Consider the following 18,603-nt stretch of genomic DNA (forward strand, 5'->3'; position numbering starts at 1 on the left):
GTACGCCGTCGAATGCAATTCTGCGGCGGCGCCTGATCGCCTCAGTCCTCCTTGCGGATCAGCCGCGTCAGCGCCTCGCGATCGGGTGCGAGCAATTCCTCGATCCGCGGCTGGTTCACCTCGGCGACAACGATCTCGCCGACGTCCTGGTGAACGTCGCGGAAGATGCCATGCGACTTCATCTTCTCGGTCTGATAGATGTTGTCCTCGGTCGGCGTCACGTAGTACACCGCGTCGGCCTTGAAGCGGTGGATCAGCCACAGATGGATCAGGGTCATCAGGCGTTTCTGGCGCAGCTGCTCGGCGAACGTGTTCTGGTCGCGCACTGTCAATATGCTGCGGCCGTTGCGGTCCTTGATCGGATCGACGAGTACGTTGGCGAGCTTCTCCTCACCGCCGTCACGGTCGCCGTAGATACCGAGCTCGAGCACTTCGCCACCCGCTCGCAGCGGCCGGAACTGGATGCGGAACTTCTCGCCGAGGTCGTAGTGTTCGCTCCACAGCGTCAGCCATTCCTCCAGCAGCTTCTTGGGCACCTCCGTCTGCACGAGATGCTGATGCTGGGTCGAGCCGGCGCCCATGGACTTGGTGGTCGCCGTCCGGCCCGAGGACGCGGCAAGCGCGGCGTCGCTGCGCGGACCGCCGACAAGTGTTTGCGGCGTGCGGTAGGGCGACTCGACGAGGCGCATCTTGCGCTGCAGGCGGGCCAGCGACAGCATTCCGTCCTGCTTGAGCGCGCCCGCGAACTCCTCGGCGGCGACGCCGTCGATCTGGTGTCCGCCGTAGGTCATGAAATTGAAGACGAAGCCCATCTTGCCGATTTCCTCCGGGAACCGGCGCATCTCGTCATCGCTCATGCCGGTGGTGTCCCAGTTGAACGACGGGGACAGGTTGTAGGCGAGCATCTTGTCCGGGTAAACGGCGTGGATGGCGTCGGCGAACTTCTTGGCGTCGGCGAGATCAGCGGTCTTGGTCTCCATCCACAAAATGTCGGCAAATGGTGCTGCCGCAAGCGATTTGGCGATCGCGTAGGGGATGCCGCCGCGCAACTGGTAGTAGCCCTCCGGGGTCTTCACCCGCTCGCAGTCCCAGCCGGCGTCGGCGCCCAATTCCTTTGCCTTCTCCCTGGCCTCGTACAAGGACGCCTTCTCGGCGAATTGGCGCCAATCCGCGGCACTCATCTCGAGTGGTTCCCCTTCTCGTTCGCGGAACTCGAGAAGGTCGGCGACCGCCTCGCCGTAGGTCTCCAGCCCGGCATCGTTCTGCCAGGCTTCGACGAAGCGCGATTCGACATTGTCGAAGAGGCCGTCGACCGCCTCGTCACCGTCCTGCCGCCAGCTGGCAGCGGCCTCGGCAATAAGGGCGAGAATGCCGTGGCGCTCGAGCCAGCCGGTCGCGGTGGCGTACTCGCCCTCGGGCAGCGCGTAGAGCAGATGACCGTTGAGGTGCGTCACCCCCGACTCGTAGAAGCTGCGCACCATCGCGAGGAAGCAGGACTTGTAGGAAGGGATCTTGAGGTTGGTGGCGCCGAGCAGGAACGGCTGATCGCGCTCGTCGGCGCGGCTGTCGATCAGGTTGGCGGCCTCGGCATCGGTGCGCGCGACGATGATGCCGGGCACCCCCATGATGTCGAGTTGGAAGCGGGCGGTGTTGAGGCGCTTGATCTGTTCGTCGGACGGGACGAGGACCTTCCCGCCTTGGTGGCCGCACTTCTTCGTGCCGGGACGCTGGTCCTCGATGTGGTAGCCGGGAACGCCCGCCTCGACGAAACGGCGAATCAGGTTGCGCACGTGTGGATCTCCACCGTGACCGGTGTCGGCGTCGGCGATGATGAACGGGCGGAAATCGACGGCGGGGGTCGCGGCGCGCTGGTCGTCTGTCATTCGCAACCGCAGGTATTGCTGGTTGCGATCGGCGGTGAGCAGTGCGCGCACCAACCCCGCGGCCTCGTCGGGCACCTGACTGAGGGGGTAGCTCGCCAGGTCAGGACCCGGGTCCTCGCTCGTGGACCCCTTCGCCGACGTCGCCCAGCCACCGAGGTAGATCCCCTCGATACCCATCCGCTTCATCGTCACGGCCTGACCGGGCGAGTACGGCCCGAAGGTGGTGATGCTTCTGTGCTCGGCGAACAATTCGCGCAGACGGTCGTAGAAAGCCGCCGCCGCAAGGCGCGCCACCGGGTAGTCGGTGGGTATCGTGCCGCGCTGCTCTACGACCTGGCGCGCCGAGTAGAGGCGGATGATCCCGTCGAATCGTGGGCTGTCGAAATACCGCTGCATGGCGGCGACATCCTGCTCGAACGGGGTTTGGGGCGCTGCATCAGCTTCGACGATGGCCATAGGTCAACACTACGACGCACGTTTCGCCGAATGTGGGCGAATCCGCACGGCCCTGCCCACATCACGACACGAACTGCTGACCGCCGTCGATGTCGAAGGTGGCACCGGTCAAGGCGGTATTGGTCATCAGGTGAACGGCCAGCGCGCCGACGTCCGCCGCGGTCACCACCCGGCCGATCGGCAGCTTGGTACGCAGTTCGCTTCGGCGTTCTTCCAGCCGGTCTTTCAGCAGTGAAGCCGATAGCGGGGTGTCGACGAAGCCGGCGGCGATGAGGTTGACGCGAATCGGTGCCAGCTCGAGCGCCAAGGTCGCGATGAACGGCGGCAACGACGCCGTCGCCGCGGAAACGATTCCGATGTCCCGGCTGACCCGGCGGCCGCCGGTGCCGCCCATGAAGACCAGGCTGCCGCCGGGGCGCATCCGGCCAACGGCGCTGCGGGCGACCTCGAGATCCAGCCCCACGTGATCGCCGAGTGCCTCGCGTACCTGCGCTGCGTCCATCTCCAGCATCGGGCGGTAGGTCGGCCCGCCCGCGGTGACCATCACATGGTCTATCGGATCCGGCAGCGCCTCGAAGAATTCGCGCAGCGCCGCGGCGTCGGTGGCGTCGAACGCGGCGGTGCGGCAGGCGCCTACCGCGGTCGCTGCCTGGTCGAGCCGATCCCGATTGCGGCCGGTGAGGATGACCTCTGCACCTTCCGACCGCGCGCGTCGAGCCGTCTCGAGCCCGATACCTGCGCTGCCACCCACGACGACGATGGTCTGGCCCCGCAGCTCCGGTTCCCGTTGTGCGGCTGCCGGGGCCCCGGTTGCATCACCCATCTGTCAAAGTGCGGCGACGTTAGGCGGTTGCGACAACTGAGCCTTCACGGTCCGTGTCAGCTCGTCGGCGAGAATTTCCGGTTCGCCTGCGAACAGGCCATCGAGTGCCTGCACGGCGACCACCGCGGGATCGGTCTTCTGGTCGGCTGGTACGAAGGCCGCCATATCGGTGTCCATGAAGCCGACGTGCAGTGCGGCGACGTGGATGCCGCGTGGCGCGAGTTCCTCACGCAGCGCATCGGTCATCGCCCAGCCTGCCGCCTTCGCCGCGGCATAGGCGCCGAACTTGGCTGCATGCACCCAGGACAGCACCGAGAGCACGTTGAGGATCGCTCCGCCGCCGTTGCGCTCGAGGACCGGGACGAATGCGCGCGTCACCTGCAGGGTACCGAAATAGTGGGTCTCCATCTCCAACCGGATGTCGGCCATGGAGCCCGACAGCAGGTCCGATTCTGTTGAGACGCCTGCGTTGTTGACGACGACGTTGACGTCGGACGCGAGCTCAGCCGCCCGGCGCACCGATTCGGGATCGGTGATGTCGAGCGCAACGGGTATCACCCCTGGCGCATCGATCGTCTCCGGCCGCCGTGCGGCGCCGTACACCTTGGCTCCGCGCCTCGCCAACTCCGCGGCGAAGCGTTTCCCAAGCCCTCGGTTGGCGCCAGTGACCAGCGCGGTGATCTGGCCGTTGTTCGGGTTGTAGGCGGTCATTGCGATGCCTTCCGTTCGTTGGTTTTGTACTAAACGGTCAACAATGCGATCGTGGCGCTATTCCCTGCCGCCGTGCAGTGCGGCTTCCAGCGCATGTGGATCCGCGACGGTGACGGTCAGAGCGGAGTGGTCACGCAGGCCGATGACGCGCTTGATCTTGTCGCGGAAGTGGATGCAGAGTCCAGCGCGGGGGTTCGTCCCGAAAGTCAGACCATCGTCGGCGAACGAGATCCGGGGCCCGATCGCGGTCCACCATCGATACGGACCGGTGACGTGCGTGTCGGCGATGTTGTCGACGGGCGTGTCGACGCGCAGGAAGCCGAAGGTCGCGACGAACCGCCCGTCGTCGGTGATGGTGACGCCATCCCGCCACGGCCGCGCGCCGGCACCCAGCCACATCGGCACGAACCGCCGGTCGAACCGGTAGGGGAAGAACTCGCTCACTGCGATATGCAAGCACAGCGGTCACCGTTTCGTCACGGTATGGCCACTCATTGACGATGTGCCGTGCGGCGCATGGCCCCTGCAGACGCCGGCTTGTAAAAGTAGCTGTGGTGACTGCCGCCCGCAGAGAAAGTGACAGCTCGACATGAAACGCATCTACGCCCTTGCCCTCGGCTTTGTTGTGCTGTTGGCGACGCCCGGTCTCGCGGCCGCCGACACCACCCGTCCGCTCAGCAACCAGCAGGCCGTCCAGTACGTGATCGCGCGCGCCCTCTCGCAGCGTGGTGTGCCCTTCTCGTTCGGGGGCGGTGACGTCAACGGCCCGACGAGGGGCAGCGGCCCGACGGACAACGCGATCGGGCTCGACAGGCAAGGCCACGTCGTCGGTTTGGACCCGGCCGCGAGCACCGTCGGTTTCGACGCGTCCGGCCTCGTGTTGTATTCGTACGCAGGCGTCGGAATCAAGCTGCCCCGTTCGTCGGGGGCGCAGTACAACGCAGGCCGGAAGGTATTACCGCAGCAGGCGCTGCCCGGCGACCTGATCTTCTACGGCCCCAACGGCAATCAGAGTGTCGCGCTGTTCATCGGCAACGATCAGATGGTGGAGGCAGGCGACCCGGTGGTGACGGTTTCACCGGTGCGGACGGCCAACATGGCGCCGTACCTGGTGCGGGTCATCGGTTGATGGCAGGCGGACCCGATTCGGGGTCCCCGAGCGCTCACCTGGGTACGTTTTCTGCGGGGATTTCCGTACCAGGTTGAGCGCTCGCCCCGAGCGCACCGATCATTGAGCCATGGACCGATCTAAAGAAGCGGTGGCAAGCACCGGGCTCCTGGTGGCGGCGATCCGCGCCGCGGAATCCGCCCGCGAAGACCGCCTCTTCACCGACCCGTACGCCGACAAACTCGCCGGGAACACCGGCCGAGCGCTGCTGGCCGGCGCGATCGCAGAAACCGGGGAGCGCTCGACGGTTCAGATCGTCGTGCGCACGCGCTTCTTCGACGATGCCCTGCTGCGGGCGGTGCGCGTCGCCGAACAGGTCGTCATCCTCGCGGCCGGAATGGACGCGCGGGCATACCGACTGGCGTGGCCCGACGGCACAGCCGTCTACGAACTGGACCAGCCCGCGGTGCTCGCCGCCAAACAGGATGTGCTCGCCGACGACGAGCCGCGGTGTCGCCGGATGGCGATCGGTGTTACCTGGCCGACGACTGGCCCGTCGCGCTGACGGAAGCCGGCTTCGATCCGCACACACCGACGGTTTGGCTGATCGAGGGCCTGCTGCAATACCTCGACGAGAATGCCGTGGCGACACTGTTCGGTCGCGTGCACAGCTTGTCGGCGGCCAAGTCGACCCTGCTGTACGACGTTGTCGGCAAGACGCTGCTCGAGTCACCGATGATGGCGCCACTCGTGACGGCCATGGCCGAGCGGGGCTCACCGTGGCTGTTCGGCACCGACGAACCGGGGGAGCTGGCCGGTCGCCACGGCTGGTCGGCGACGGTCACCGACATCGCGAAACCGGGCAACGAATGGCACAGGTGGTTCGCACCCGCGGCGCCAATGGATGCGCCCGATGTGCGGCGGGGGTACTTCGTCGAGGCCACCCGTCCATAGCCACCCACCGAAAATAAACCGCGCGACTTTCGGTAGGCCGGCTCCGTAACCTCGGCCAGATGGCGGTGCTGACGGCTCAGCAAGAAGACTTTCCACGGTGGTACCAAGACGTGCTCACCAAGGCGAAGCTCGCCGAGAACGGCCCGACCCGCGGCACCATGGTCATCCGCCCGAACGGCTACGCGATCTGGGAGCGGATGGCCGACGAGGTCGACCAGCGGATCAAGGCCGCGGGCGCCCACAACGCGTACTTCCCGCTGCTGGTGCCGATGAGCTTCTTCGAACGCGAGGCCGAACACGTCGAGGGGTTCAGTCCCGAGCTGGCCGTCGTCACGCACGGCGGGGGAAGGGAACTCACCGAGCCGCTCGCCATCCGCCCAACCAGCGAGACGGTCATCGGCGAATACATGGCCAAATGGATCGACAGCTACCGCGACCTGCCGCTACTGCTCAACCAGTGGGCGAACGTCGTGCGGTGGGAGATGCGGCCGCGGATCTTCCTGCGCACCACTGAGTTCCTGTGGCAGGAGGGCCATACCGCGCACACCACGGAAGCCGATGCGCGGCGATATGCCCGCGCAATCCTGCACGACGTCTACGCCGACTTCATGCGCAGCGTGCTGGCCATACCCGTCATCGTCGGTAGAAAGACAGCACGGGAGCGCTTCGCGGGCGCGGCGAACACCATGACGTGCGAGGCCGTCATGCGCGACGGTAAGGCGCTCCAGATGGGCACGTCGCATGAACTCGGCCAGCGGTTCAGCCGGGCATTCAACATCGGCTATCGCAGCGCCGACGGTGGGACGGAGCTGTGCTGGACGACGTCGTGGGGTTCGTCGACCCGCATGCTCGGCGGGTTGATCATGTGCCACGGCGATGACTTCGGTCTGGTGCTGCCGCCGACGATCGCACCGGTCCAGGCGGTCGTTGTGGCGGTCAAGGACACCGGCGGCGAGGTTGTCCGCGCCGCATCGACATTGGTCACCGAGTTGACGCGACACGGCATTCGGGCGCGGCTCGACGACGACGTCGAGCAGGGTTTCGGCAGGCGAGCCACCGACTGGGACCTGCAGGGTGTGCCGATCCGGATCGAGATCGGCCCGCGAGACGTCGCCGACAATGCCGTCGTCCTGTACCGGCGCGACATCCGCGAGAAGACAACGGTGAGGCTGGATGCCGTCGTCGACGATGTCGCGCAGCTGACCCGTCGCATTCAGGCCGCCATGCTCGGTGCGGCAACGGCACGACGCGATGCGCTGACCTCCGACTGCACGACGCTCGATGACGCGCGTGAGGCGGCGCAGACCGGTGTCGCCCGCGTCCCTTGGGGTTTGGTCGGCGTTTCGGGTGAAGAAAGTCTCGCCGCGGGCGGCGTGACGGTTCGGTGCCTGCAGCGTGACGACGGAGCGCTGCCCGATACGGACGACGACGCCGGCGCGATCGCCTATGTCGCGCGGGCCTACTGACTCAGCCGCTGACGGCTTCGAGCGTCCCGTCGAGGACAAGCGCGCGCAGCCCTCTTCGGTCCAGCTTTCCGCTCGGAAGCGTCGGTATCTGATCGCTGTTGGCCAGCACCCACCGGGTCGGAACCTTGTAGGCCGACAATTGATCCCGCGCGCGGGCGGCGACCGCTTCCACATCGATCGCTGCGGCGGTCGGCACCACGACAGCGCACACCTGCTCACCGCGTACCGGATCGTCGATGCCGACAACGACGCACTGCGCCACCTCGGCGAACTGCTCGACCACTCCTTCGACTTCGAGAGGCGACACGTTCGCGCCGGAGGCCTTGATGAGTTCGGTGGTGCGGCCGACATAGAACAACCGCGGGTCGTCTTCCCTGCGATAGACCCGGTCGCCGGTGTGATACCAGCCGTCGTCGTCGAAGGTCTCCCAGCGTTCACGCTTGTTGTAGCCCGCCATCACGCCGATTCCCCGGATGTGCAGCTCGCCCACTGTCCCGTCGGTCACCGGTTGTCCGTCGTCGTCGACGACGCGCATCTGGGTGAACGCGAAACCGCCTGCGGTCTCGGACATGGTGCGGTGCACCGGGAATCCGTCGGGCACATCGGTCATCGCGATGTCCAATGGGCCGTCGCGCAGCATCGGCGCGCTGGACAGGTCACGGCTCGCAAAGGACGGGTGGTCGCGCAGTCGCTGGGTGAAAGCCGGCCAGCCGACGATTCCCGTCGCCTGTTCATGCTCGATCAGGTCCAGCGCGGCCGCCGCGTCGAGCCCGGGTAGGACCAACAGGGTGACGGGTTCGTGCAGTGCACCTGTCGCGGCGAGCAGCCCGCCGACCCAGAAGAACGGCATCGCGCAAAGGATCCTGGCCGACGCCCCCGAACGGGTGACCGCCCGGATGGCACTCGGCCACGTCGACGTCTGTCGAACCAGGGTGCCGTGGGTGTGCACGACACCCTTCGGGTCAGCGGTTGATCCTGACGTGTGGATCATGACCGCCGGATCTGCGGGTGAAACCTCCTGCTCGACGGCAGCCAGAACATCTTGCGGCACAAGATCTTCGGCGTTGTCTGTGCACCGCGTCGCCCAGAGCCTATCCGTGTCGGCGGTGAGCACGATGCGACGCAGATAGGGCGCGGCAGCCAAGGCGAGTCTGCCGCCCGACTGCGTCGTCAGTTCCGGCATTGCCATTTCGAAGCGCTCGGCGACCTCGATGCCGAGCACGCGGTTCGGCGCGACCACCAGCCCGATGTCGGCGAGTCGCAACACCTTTGCGAGTTCGGCAGGCCTGTACAGGGTGCTCAGCGGAACCGCCACCGCACCGATCCGTGACACCGCGAGCCACCAGATGACCCAGTCGACGCCGTTGGCGAAGAACAGGCCAACGCGGCTGCCCTTGCCGACGCCCTCGGTCAGCAGCCACCTGGCGGATTGCGCCGACCGTTGTTCGGCGTCGGCATAGGTAATCCGGTCCGTCGGTGTGACGACATAGGTCTGGGCGCCGAACTCGCGCACGCTTCGATGCAGGAGCGCTGGCACGGTCGGCCGGGGTTCGGTCACCCGCCGATCTTCTCCGATGATGGTGACCATGACCACATCACAGGTTAATGCAACTGACCGTAACAGTAACCTACGATTGTGGCCATGAGTGCCGACACGCCCATCGATTCCGCAGCTCATCGGGGTCTGTTGCAGATCGAGGACTGCCTGGACGCCGACGGAAACATCTCGCTTCCGCCCGGCACCACGCTGATATCGCTCATCGAACGCAACATCGCCAACGTGGGCGACACCGTCGCGTACCGCTACCTGGACCACAACCGCTCGGCGCAGGGGCACGCCGTCGAACTGACCTGGACCCAACTCGGCGTCCGAATGAGCGCCATCGGTGCGCGGGTGCAACAATTCGCGTCCCGCGGAGACCGGGTGGCCATACTCGCCCCGCAGGGTCTCGACTACGTCGCCGGGTTTTTCGCGGCCATCAAGGCCGGGACCATTGCGGTGCCCCTTTTCGCCCCCGAGTTGCACGGCCATGCCGAACGCCTGGCGATAGCACTTCATGATTCACGCCCGACCGTCATCCTCACCACCTCGTCGGCGTCGGCGGCCGTCGAGGCGGCACTGGACACGATCGGGCTTGGCCTGCGACCGCACGTCATCACCGTCGACGACGTACCCGACTCGGCAGGCGACGCATTGACGCCGGTACCCCTCGCCGTCGAAGACGTCTCGCATCTGCAGTACACGTCGGGATCCACGCGCGACCCGATCGGCGTCGAGATCACCCACAGAGCGGTCGGCACCAACCTGACACAGATGATCCTGTCGATCGACCTGCTCGACCGAAACACCCACGGCTGCAGTTGGTTACCGCTCTACCACGACATGGGGTTGTCGATGATCGGCTTTCCCACCGTGTACGGCGGTCACTCGACCCTGATGTCACCGGCGGCGTTCATCCGACGTCCCGAACGCTGGATCCACGCTTTGGCCGCCGGATCTCGGCAAGGCCGCGTCGTGACCGCCGCACCGAATTTCGCATGCGAGTACGCCGCGCAACGCGGCCTGCCCACAGGCGGGCAGGATGTCGACCTGAGCAACGTCGTGCTTATCCTCGGTTCGGAGCCGGTGAGCACGAGGGCCATCAATGCCTTCAACACCGCATTCGCGCCGTACGGATTGCCCAAGACGGCGATCAAGCCGTCATATGGCATCGCCGAGGCAACCCTGTTCGTCTCGACCATCGCCCCGGACGCCAGCGCTGCCGTCGTACACCTCGACCGCGAACTGTTGGAAAGAGGTCAGGCCGTGCGGGTCACCGCGGACGATCCCGGCGCGGCGGCACATGTGGCGTGCGGTCAGGTGGCCCGCAGCCAATGGTGCGTGATCGTGGATCCCGATACCGACAGTGAGCTCCCAGACGGCCGCGTCGGCGAGATCTGGTTGCACGGCGCCAACGTCGGCCGCGGGTACTGGGGACGTCCCGAGGAAACCCGGCGGACGTTCGGCGCGATTCTCCGCTCGGACACGAGCGAGGGCAGTCACGCGTACGACGCACCGGTCGGTGCCACCTGGTTGCGGACGGGGGATCTCGGCTTCTACCTCGACGGTGAGCTCTATGTCACCGGTCGGATCGCGGACCTCATCACGATCTACGGCCGCCAGCTCTACCCAGAGGATGTCGAGGCCACCACGGCGGACGCGTCGCCGATCGTGCGTCGCGGATATGCCGCCGCGTTCACCGTGCCTTCGGGTGGCGGCGAGCAGCTGGTCGTCATCGCGGAGCGGGCGTCGGGCACCCGCCACGCCGACCCGGCCCCCGCCATCGAAGCCATTCGCGCCGAACTCTCCCGGCGACACCACCTCCCGGTTGCCGACGTCCGGCTCGTACCGGCAGGTGCGATCCCGCGCACCACGAGCGGCAAACTGGCCCGGCGGGCATGCCGGGCCGCTTACCTGGCCGGCGAGTTCTCCGAGTAGGGAAGTCGACCGCCAGGCTCATCCGCGCGGGCTAGGGTCAGCGCATGACGTCGATAGCCGAGGCCCCCGACCAGGTTGTCGGGTTGGCCCGCGGAATGCGCGACCTCGTGGCCGCCGAAGCCGCCGAATGCGAGCGACACCGCACCCTCACCCCTGCGGTCGTGGAGGAGATGTGGGCATCCGGGCTGATGTCCGCGTTCAACCCGCGTCCGGCAGGCGGTGTCGAGCCCTCGTTTGCGGTAATGATCGAGACCTGGATCGAAATGGCTTGGCAGGACGGCTCGTTCGGCTGGATCGGCATCGCGAACCTGCCGTCGTCGTTCGCCGCCGCGGCGTATCTGCCCGATGACGGGTTCGCGGAGGTGTTCACCGCTCACGACAATCGCGTTACGATGGGCGGCCAGTTCTTTCCCAACGGCCAGGGGACAGTCGTCGAGGGCGGCTACCGGTTGAGCGGGTCGTGGAGTTTCGGGTCGGGGACGGGCCATTCCGAATATGTCGCTGCAGGTTTCTTCCCGATGGCAGACGGCGAGATGCGCTGGATCAGTGAAGGCGTTCCCGATATGCAGGTGGCGGTGGTGCCACGGGACCAGATCTCGTTCAACGACGGCTGGTTCGTCCAGGGCCTTAAGGGAACTGGCTCATATGACTACAGCGCCGCCGATGTGTTCGTCCCGGCCCGTCGCACCTTCCCCCTGTTCTCTCGCGAGCCCCTGCGGGGAAGTTCGCCCGCCACCCGGATGGGGCTGATGCCGGTCACGGCCGCGGGCCACGCATCATGGGCGCTCGGCGTGGCCAAGAGCATGCTCGACGACGTTCAGGATCTTGCCGCCACCAAATTCCGGATGAGCGACATGGCATCGTTGGCCAGCCGCCCGACCTTCCAGAAGGGTCTGGCACACCACGTTTCGGCGTGGCGGGCCGCACGCCTGCTTGTGCTCGAGGCGTTCACCACCGCCGAATCCGCTGTCGCCGCAGGCGAAGACCTGACGCCGACGCTTCGGGCAGATATGCGGACGGCCGCCGTTTACGCCACCGACGTGGCACGAGAATGCGCCGAATGGGCACATCTCGTCGCAGGCACCAGCTCGATCCGCGAGGGCAGTCGACTGGAGCGGGCGTTCCGCGACATCTACACGGGCACCCAGCACGCCTTCATCAGCGAGAAGGTGGCGATCGACGGGGCGCAGATCTGGCTCGGCGTCATCGAGGATCAGTTCGGCCTTTAACCGGCTCGCCGATAGAGTTTCGCCATGCACGATCGCACCGCCGGCCTGTCCGCCGCCGCGCGTCACGCTCGGGAGTTCCTCGGCGGCCTCGACGACCGTCCGGTGGCCGCGCGCGTCGACGCCGCAGGTGTACGCGATGCGCTCGGCGGTCCGCTGCCGGACCGCGGCGAGGCGGCGGACGCCGTCATCGACGGGCTGGTGGCGGGCGTCGAACCCGGCCTGGTGGCCACCGCGGGCCCGCGCCACTTCGGCTTTGTGATCGGCGGCGCATTGCCTGCTGCGCTGGCCGCGGACTGGCTGGTGTCGGCATGGGATCAGAACGCCGCGTTCCATTCGCTGTCCCCGGCTGCCGCGGCGATCGAAGAGATCACGTCCGGGTGGACGCTCGACCTGTTCGGGCTGCCCAAGACCGCCAGCGTCGGCTTCGTCACCGGCGGGCAGGGTGCGAACACCACGTGTTTGGCCGCGGCCCGTCATGCCGTGCTCGCGAAGGCGGGGTGGAACGTCGAAGACGACGGCCTCATCGGCGCGCCGCCGATGCACATTCTGTGCGGTGAACGGGCCCACGCGACCATCGACACGGCCCTGCGCCAACTGGGGCTTGGCGCAAGGACTCCGATCCGCATCGAAGCCGACGACCAGGGCCGGATGCGGCCCGATGCCCTTCGCGATGCGCTGTCGCATGCCGCTGGTCCCACGATTGTCTGCGCACAGGCGGGAAACGTCGCCACCGGCGCCTTCGATGCGTTCGAACCGATCGCCGACGCCTGCACCGCGCACGGGGCCTGGCTGCACGTCGACGGCGCGTTCGGACTGTGGGCCGCCGCAGCGCCTGCACTTCGACACCTCACGGTCGGTGTCGAACGAGCCGACTCGTGGGCAGTGGACGCCCACAAGTGGTTGAACGTGCCATACGACGGCGCAATGGCCATCGTCGCCGACTCCGATGCCCACGTCGCCGCGATGGGCCTCGCGGGTCCATACCTCGTCGCCGACCCCGGCCAGCGCGACGGCACCAACTATGTGCCCGAGAGCTCCCGGCGTGCCCGCGCCTTTCCGATATACGCAGCCTTGAGGTCGTTGGGCCGAACAGGCGTGGCCGAGCTGATCGAACGCAACTGCGCGCAGGCCCGACGAATGGCCGAGCGACTTGGTGCGATTCCCGGCGCGCGGATCGTCAACGACGTGGTTCTCAATCAGGTCCTGGTGCGGCTGCCGGGCGGCGACGACGCCAACAGGGCAGCGGTGGCCGCCGTGCAGCGCGACGGGACCTGCTGGCTCGGCGGCACCACCTGGAACGACGAGTACATGCTTCGGGTGTCCGTTTCGAACTGGGCGACGACCGACGACGATGTGGACCGGTCGGCCGAGGCGATAGCCCGTGCCGCTCAAGCGGTTCGCGGACCGGCTGGAGCCGAAACGCTTTAGGCTGCTGCAATGTCGATAGACCGCGCCGCTCTCGCCGTCGGCGGTATCCGCCTGGCATCGGGGATCTCCTTTCTCGTCGACCCGCTGCGGGCGAACCGGCTGTGGGGCGATCCCGACGAGCCTGCGCCGACAGCGCAGCTCCTCCTGCGTTCGATGGGTTACCGCGACGCGCTGATCGGTGGACTGCTGATGTCGGCGGCGCTGCGCGGGCGCAACACCCGCGGTTGGTTCCTCGCGTCCGGCGGGGCCGATGCCGCGGACCTACTGGGCGGGATGAGCGTTCACCAGCAGATGAAGAAATCGCAACAGATCATCGGACTCGGCGGTGCTGTGGTTGGCATTGGTGTCGGATTGTGGGGCGCTACCCGTCGGCGAGGCGACTCCGCAGCGGCGCGAGAAGCGCACTGAGCCCGTACTCGAAAACTGCGTCGTAGTCGGTCGGCGACTGAAGCGCCTCGACGAGCGCCCGGTCGGGCCAGTCGTCGGTCCACAGCGAGGGATCTTCTTCGTCGTGCTTGGCGCCGCGAACGGCCGAGAACTGCATCACCGCAGACGAAATCACGTGCACCTGTATCGCGCGCAGGACGAGTGCCGCGTCGGTTCCGGTGACACCAACGTCCGCCAGCTGTGAGGCAAGCGTCTGCTGAATCGGCAGGAACAGTTGAGGGGTTCGATCACGCTCGTGTGCGATGGCAAGAAGGTGTTGCCGCTCGATCAAGGCCTTTCGCTGCGAACGGGCAAGTGACGCAATGCGATCGACGGGAGTGTCACCCTCCGCCGGTAGATGCGCCATCTGGCTCAACAACCAGTCGACCAGGCTGTCGAACAGCTTGTCCCGGCCGCCGACGTGCCAGTAGATGGATGTCACCGCAACTCCGAGCTCTTCGGCGAGACCGCGCATGGTGAAGGCATCAACGCCGCCGAGCTCGATCAGGCGAGCCGCGGTGTCGAGGACCGCCTCGGCGTCAATAGCTTCCTTCAAGGTGTCTCACCTCCGGTCATGCGCGCCGACTCGGGCAGGTCCAGATAGCGCTCGAGGTTGCGGTGCATGTTGATCACGCGGCGCTCCTCGTTGGACAGCGTCAAGTGGGTCAAGCCCGGTTGGTGCAGCCCTCGCTGGAGACCTGCGAGCACCGCGATGTCCTGACTCAGCACCAGACCCGGGTGCGCCTCATCGGTCGTCATGCGCATATCGGCCGGCTTTGCCCGCGGGGCGCCGGGAGGCATTCGCATCCACAGGATCATCACCAGTTCGCCGTGATCGGGGTCTGGCCCAGGACGTGCGGCCAACACCGTCAGGTGATCGGCGTTGGCAAGAACAGACATGTTCGGGAAGACGTTGTACTGATGCAGCCGCAGAATCTGGTCGGTGCTCGCCCAGCTCAGGTCGACACCGCGCCCGGTGGCGAAAGCCTTTGTCCGCTGGGCGATCACATCGGATACCGACTGACCCGCCCGTCGCTCATCGGCAGGGAACGCGGTGTCCTCGGCGAGGCCCATCAGCGCGCCCTGCGTGGTCACATACGCGTCCCACACCTCGGCGTCGGAGAGCGGTTCCTTGATCAGCGGGCTCGGCACGCCATAGATCTGTTCGGACTTGCCGGTGTGACCCCAGATCATCTGCGGTGCATAGACGTCGTCCATGCACCTGTGCAGCTCGGGGTGCAACGTCTGGATGTGGTACGTCTCGCTGAACCCATCGGCGATCGTCTTCCAGTTGGCGTCAACCTCGACGGTAATGGTTGCATAGCAACGAAAGTCGTCGAGACCGCACCATGCGATGTCGTTCGGCACCGCCTCCAGGAACTCGCCCAACGGGATCGCGTCGGTGTCGAGGTTGACAAAGACCAGCCGTTCCCACGTGTCGACTTTGGCTGCAAGCAAAGGGAACTCAGACATCCGGAGCGCGCCGAAGCCCTTGCGGTTTGGCACCCGCCTCAGCGAGCCGGAGAGGTCCCACGTCCAGCCGTGGTATCCGCACTTGACTTCGCGCAGCTCGGATCCGGATCCCGAGCACAGCGAGTTGCCTCGGTGGCGGCAAACGTTCTGAAAGGCGCGCAGTATGCCGTCGTCGCCGGCAACGATGAGCACGGAGTAGGGGCCGCACCGGTACTCGAAGTAGTCACCGGGCTCGGCGACGTGGTCGACCGTGCAGGCGACCTGCCAGACCTTCGGCCACATCCGCTCGACCTCGAGCCGCGCGAAGGCCGCAGAGTGGTAGCGCTCGGCGGGCACCAGGGTAGGACTCTTCGGCGGCGTGCCGATGGCGTCATCCCGGTCGACGTGGGCCGGGTTGCCGCCCGCAACGGCTGGCTGCGCTGTGCGCGTCACGTAGGGCCCTTTCTGATCTGGCGTCGGCCGCCTGTAACGGTGTTACATTGGCCACCGTAGCCGCTCTGTCGGCGGCATGGCACAGAAGTAGCGGCTGACATGGAGTCCGAGGGAGTAATCGTGTTCGATCTCAAGATCACAGGCGGGACCGTTGTCGACGGGACGGGCGCTGACCGATTCGAGGCCGACGTGGCCGTCAAGGACGGCAAGATCGTCGAGGTCCGCCGTCGCGGACACGGGAGCCCGCCGCTGGAAGGCGATGCGGCCGAGACGATCGACGCGACAGGGAAGATCGTCGCGCCAGGCTTCGTGGACATCCACACGCACTACGACGGCCAGGTCAGCTGGGACAGCCTGCTTGAGCCCTCGAGCGGGCACGGCGTCACCACCGTGGTCGCGGGCAACTGCGGAGTGGGCTTCGCGCCGGTGCGGCCGGGTAAGGAGGAGTGGCTGATCGGCTTGATGGAGGGCGTCGAGGACATCCCCGGCACCGCCCTCACCGAGGGCATTTCGTGGGGCTGGGAGAGCTACCCGGAATACCTCGACGTCATCGAGAAGCAGGATCTCGCGATCGACGTCGGCAGCCAGATCGCCCACGGCGCGATTCGTGCCTACGCGATGGGTGACCGCGGCGCACGCAATGAGCCCGCCACACCCGAGGACATCGCGGCGATGGCGCGCATCGTGCAGGAGGGGATCGAAGCGGGCGCGCTCGGCTTCTCGACGTCACGCACGATCGGGCACCGCGCCATCGACGGCGAGCCGGTCCCCGGCACCTACGCCGCAGAGGACGAGCTGTTCGGACTCGGCAGGGCGATGGCCGCAGGCGGGCGGGCAGTCTTCGAGCTGGCCCCGCAGGGAGTGGCAGGCGAGGACATCATCGCGCCGAAGAAGGAACTGGAGTGGATGGCGCGCCTAGGCGCCGAGATCGACCGCCCGATCTCGTTCGGCATGATCCAGGTCGACGCCGCACCCGACCTATGGCGCGAACAGCTCGACATCTCGGCGACGGCCCACGCCGCGGGCAGTGAGCTGTATCCCCAGATCGCCGCGCGACCGTTCGGCATGTTGTTCGGCTTCCCCGGCCATCATGCGTTCACGCATCGTCCGACGTTCCGCCGCCTGAAGGCCGAGTGCAGCCGGGAGGAGTTGGCGCAGCGCCTCGCCGAACCCGCGGTCAAAGCGGCGATCCTCGCCGAGGACGATCTGCCACCGGACCCGAAACTGTTGTTCGACAACATGTTCGCACTCGTTCAGTACTCACTCGGCCGCATCTATGCGCTCGGCGATCCGCCCGACTACGAACCGACTCCCGATCGGGCCGTCGAGAAGATCGCCGCCGAGCGCGGCGAAGACCCGTTGTCGACGCTGTACGACCTGATGCTGGAAGCCGATGCAGGGGCGATGCTCATGCTGCCGTTCTACAACTACTACTACGGCAACCACGACGCGATCCGGGAGATGCTGACCCACCCTGCCGGGGTTTCGGGTCTATCGGACGGCGGTGCGCACTGCGGGATGATCTGTGACGCCTCGTATCCGACGTTTCTGCTCACGCATTGGGCCCGGGATCGCCACCGTGGTGACAAGCTCCCGCTGGAGTTCGTGGTGCGCAAGCAGTCCCACGACACCGCGAAGCTGTTCGGGCTCTCCGATCGCGGTGTCATCGAGGTCGGCAAGAAGGCCGACCTCAATGTCATCGACATGAATGCACTCACGCTGCACCCCGCGCGGATGGCCTACGACCTGCCCGCCGGAGGTCAGCGGCTGGTTCAGGGAGCATCCGGTTACACCGCCACCATCGTCAACGGAGTCGTCACCCGGCGCAACGGTGCCGATACCGGGGCGCGTCCGGGCCGTCTTGTCCGCGGGGCCCGCTGAACGCACGCACGTATGATGCGAGCGATCGTCGCGCAGCACCGAATGGCACCAGCGCGCTTGCCGGTCACGGCTACTGCTAACCGGTTAGGTCGTCCGCTACCCGGTTAGGTCGTCCGACCTGCCGGCTTTCAGGCGCGACCACTGCGGAATCGGACGGCCGTCGATCCGCGTATTGGAGCCGTCCACTATCCACTTCTGTGGCCAGCCGGCGGGGGAGTCCTCCCACGGCTCTTGGCGCCCGTACACCGTCAGATCCATCAACGCGAGGCTGTAATCCATCGCCTCGACGCCCCGCATCGTCGTCCAGTACGTCTCGAAGACGCGGCCGCCGTCGCGTAGGTAACAGACGATGTGCATCATCCCGGCGGTGCGGCCGACGAGGAGATCGTCGAGTGAGGGCAGCGCCGAGTACCACGGCACATCCCAATTCATGAAGTCGCGGTAGCGGGCGCTTTCCGCGTACGGGCCCTGACAGAAGACGGCGTAGGTGATGTCGCGGGAATGCAGGTAGCCGAGTTCCTGAACCTGCGTGGTGACCCAAGTGCAGCCTTCACACTGGGCCGGGGCCGCCTTGCCGGTGTGCCACATGAAGTAATAGGCCAGCAGTTGGCGTCGCCCTTCGAAGGCGTCCAGCAGCGTGACCGGTCCGTCGGGTCCGACCAGCTCGAATGCGGCGTCGACCTCGACCATCGGCATGGCCCGGCGGGCCGCGGCGATCGCGTCGCCCTGCCGAATGTGCGCCTTCTCGCGGGCGCGCAGGATGTCGATTTCGGCTTCGAAGGTCGCCCGGTCGACGGTTGCGGGGGTCGGTGCACTGCTGACGGAATCGCGATGTGGCGAGTCACTTATCATCGT

General features: G+C 66.6%; 15 protein-coding genes and 1 pseudogene. 8 read left to right on the forward strand and 8 right to left on the reverse strand.

All coding sequences use genetic code 11. The annotated features are described in order from the left end of the window. Positions 1-41: 41 nt before the first annotated feature. From aceA to D6M19_RS21490, 4 genes are all read right to left on the reverse strand, one after another. A complete protein-coding gene (gene aceA / locus D6M19_RS21475) occupies positions 42-2,339 on the reverse strand; it encodes an isocitrate lyase ICL2 (protein ID WP_123027289.1) in 2,298 nt (765 codons plus the stop codon). Between the two features lie 61 nt (positions 2,340-2,400). Continuing rightward, entirely contained in the window at positions 2,401-3,162 is a 762-nt protein-coding gene (locus D6M19_RS21480; protein ID WP_123027290.1) for an SDR family oxidoreductase, read from the reverse strand. Positions 3,163-3,165: 3 nt separating this feature from the next. Then, positions 3,166-3,873 (reverse strand): SDR family oxidoreductase, encoded by a 708-nt coding sequence (locus D6M19_RS21485; RefSeq protein ID WP_123027291.1) that lies wholly within the window; start codon positions 3,871-3,873, stop codon positions 3,166-3,168. Positions 3,874-3,930: 57 nt separating this feature from the next. Beyond that, positions 3,931-4,317 carry a hypothetical protein gene (locus D6M19_RS21490; protein WP_234834974.1) on the reverse strand — a complete coding sequence of 129 codons (387 nt, stop codon included), beginning with the start codon at positions 4,315-4,317 and terminating at the stop codon, positions 3,931-3,933. Positions 4,318-4,462: 145 nt separating this feature from the next. On the opposite strand from D6M19_RS21490, the gene ripD reads away from it, so the two are divergent. The 3 genes and pseudogenes from ripD to proS all read left to right on the forward strand — a co-directional run bounded on the left by ripD (position 4,463) and on the right by proS (position 7,401). Next, positions 4,463-5,002 (forward strand): NlpC/P60 family peptidoglycan-binding protein RipD, encoded by a 540-nt coding sequence (ripD, locus tag D6M19_RS21495; protein WP_123027292.1) that lies wholly within the window; start codon positions 4,463-4,465, stop codon positions 5,000-5,002. 109 nt (positions 5,003-5,111) lie between these two features. Next, positions 5,112-5,935: pseudogene (locus D6M19_RS21500) on the forward strand (SAM-dependent methyltransferase). A 59-nt stretch (positions 5,936-5,994) separates the two neighbouring features. Continuing rightward, complete coding sequence (proS, locus tag D6M19_RS21505; protein ID WP_123027293.1) at positions 5,995-7,401, forward strand: proline--tRNA ligase; 1,407 nt, start codon at positions 5,995-5,997, stop codon at positions 7,399-7,401. A 1-nt stretch (position 7,402) separates the two neighbouring features. Here the strand turns inward: proS and D6M19_RS21510 are convergent, their stop codons facing one another. Beyond that, positions 7,403-8,989 carry a class I adenylate-forming enzyme family protein gene (locus D6M19_RS21510; RefSeq protein WP_123027294.1) on the reverse strand — a complete coding sequence of 529 codons (1,587 nt, stop codon included), beginning with the start codon at positions 8,987-8,989 and terminating at the stop codon, positions 7,403-7,405. A gap of 54 nt (positions 8,990-9,043) precedes the next feature. Between D6M19_RS21510 and D6M19_RS21515 the strand changes: the two genes are divergently transcribed. From D6M19_RS21515 to D6M19_RS21530, 4 genes are read left to right on the forward strand one after another with little or no spacing between them, the layout of a single operon-like run. Beyond that, entirely contained in the window at positions 9,044-10,879 is a 1,836-nt protein-coding gene (locus D6M19_RS21515; RefSeq protein ID WP_123027295.1) for a fatty acyl-AMP ligase, read from the forward strand. 44 nt (positions 10,880-10,923) lie between these two features. After that, on the forward strand, positions 10,924-12,108 hold the full coding sequence (locus D6M19_RS21520) for an acyl-CoA dehydrogenase family protein (RefSeq protein WP_123027296.1): 1,185 nt from the start codon (positions 10,924-10,926) through the stop codon (positions 12,106-12,108). 24 nt (positions 12,109-12,132) lie between these two features. Beyond that, positions 12,133-13,536, forward strand: coding sequence for a pyridoxal phosphate-dependent decarboxylase family protein (locus D6M19_RS21525; RefSeq protein ID WP_123027297.1), 1,404 nt, complete (start codon positions 12,133-12,135; stop codon positions 13,534-13,536). A 9-nt stretch (positions 13,537-13,545) separates the two neighbouring features. Next, positions 13,546-13,944, forward strand: a complete 399-nt coding sequence (locus D6M19_RS21530) for a DUF4267 domain-containing protein (RefSeq protein WP_123027298.1) — start codon at positions 13,546-13,548, stop codon at positions 13,942-13,944. On the opposite strand, the gene D6M19_RS21535 is transcribed toward D6M19_RS21530, so the two are convergent. Together D6M19_RS21535 and D6M19_RS21540 are read right to left on the reverse strand one after the other, a co-directional pair. Then, positions 13,898-14,518 (reverse strand): TetR family transcriptional regulator, encoded by a 621-nt coding sequence (locus tag D6M19_RS21535; protein ID WP_234834975.1) that lies wholly within the window; start codon positions 14,516-14,518, stop codon positions 13,898-13,900. The two genes, D6M19_RS21530 and D6M19_RS21535, sit on opposite strands and share 47 nt — an antisense overlap. Further along, entirely contained in the window at positions 14,515-15,867 is a 1,353-nt protein-coding gene (locus D6M19_RS21540) for an aromatic ring-hydroxylating oxygenase subunit alpha (RefSeq protein WP_123027299.1), read from the reverse strand. The genes D6M19_RS21535 and D6M19_RS21540 overlap by 4 nt, the downstream gene beginning before the upstream one ends. 120 nt (positions 15,868-15,987) lie before the next feature. Between D6M19_RS21540 and D6M19_RS21545 the strand changes: the two genes are divergently transcribed. Next, positions 15,988-17,748 (forward strand): N-acyl-D-amino-acid deacylase family protein, encoded by a 1,761-nt coding sequence (locus D6M19_RS21545; RefSeq protein WP_123027372.1) that lies wholly within the window; start codon positions 15,988-15,990, stop codon positions 17,746-17,748. 96 nt (positions 17,749-17,844) lie between these two features. On the opposite strand, the gene D6M19_RS21550 is transcribed toward D6M19_RS21545, so the two are convergent. Continuing rightward, the gene (locus D6M19_RS21550; protein ID WP_123027300.1) at positions 17,845-18,600 is read right to left on the reverse strand and encodes a DUF899 family protein; all 756 of its coding nucleotides are present in this window, start codon (positions 18,598-18,600) and stop codon (positions 17,845-17,847) included. Between the last annotated feature and the right edge of the window lie 3 nt (positions 18,601-18,603).

The sequence above is a fragment of the Mycolicibacterium stellerae genome, assembly GCF_003719305.1.
GTDB lineage: Bacteria > Actinomycetota > Actinomycetes > Mycobacteriales > Mycobacteriaceae > Mycobacterium > Mycobacterium stellerae.

Excerpts from the sequence above, each read along its gene's own strand:
- D6M19_RS21485 (WP_123027291.1), bottom strand. The coding sequence starts at position 3,873 with ATGACCGCCTACAACCCGAACAACGGCCAGATCACCGCGCTGGTCACT.
- D6M19_RS21530 (WP_123027298.1), top strand. The coding sequence starts at position 13,546 with ATGTCGATAGACCGCGCCGCTCTCGCCGTCGGCGGTATCCGCCTGGCA.
- D6M19_RS21510 (WP_123027294.1), bottom strand. The coding sequence starts at position 8,989 with ATGGTCACCATCATCGGAGAAGATCGGCGGGTGACCGAACCCCGGCCG.
- D6M19_RS21520 (WP_123027296.1), top strand. The coding sequence starts at position 10,924 with ATGACGTCGATAGCCGAGGCCCCCGACCAGGTTGTCGGGTTGGCCCGC.
- proS (WP_123027293.1), top strand. The coding sequence starts at position 5,995 with ATGGCGGTGCTGACGGCTCAGCAAGAAGACTTTCCACGGTGGTACCAA.
- aceA (WP_123027289.1), bottom strand. The coding sequence starts at position 2,339 with ATGGCCATCGTCGAAGCTGATGCAGCGCCCCAAACCCCGTTCGAGCAG.
- D6M19_RS21515 (WP_123027295.1), top strand. The coding sequence starts at position 9,044 with ATGAGTGCCGACACGCCCATCGATTCCGCAGCTCATCGGGGTCTGTTG.
- D6M19_RS21480 (WP_123027290.1), bottom strand. The coding sequence starts at position 3,162 with ATGGGTGATGCAACCGGGGCCCCGGCAGCCGCACAACGGGAACCGGAG.
- ripD (WP_123027292.1), top strand. The coding sequence starts at position 4,463 with ATGAAACGCATCTACGCCCTTGCCCTCGGCTTTGTTGTGCTGTTGGCG.
- D6M19_RS21550 (WP_123027300.1), bottom strand. The coding sequence starts at position 18,600 with ATGATAAGTGACTCGCCACATCGCGATTCCGTCAGCAGTGCACCGACC.
- D6M19_RS21525 (WP_123027297.1), top strand. The coding sequence starts at position 12,133 with ATGCACGATCGCACCGCCGGCCTGTCCGCCGCCGCGCGTCACGCTCGG.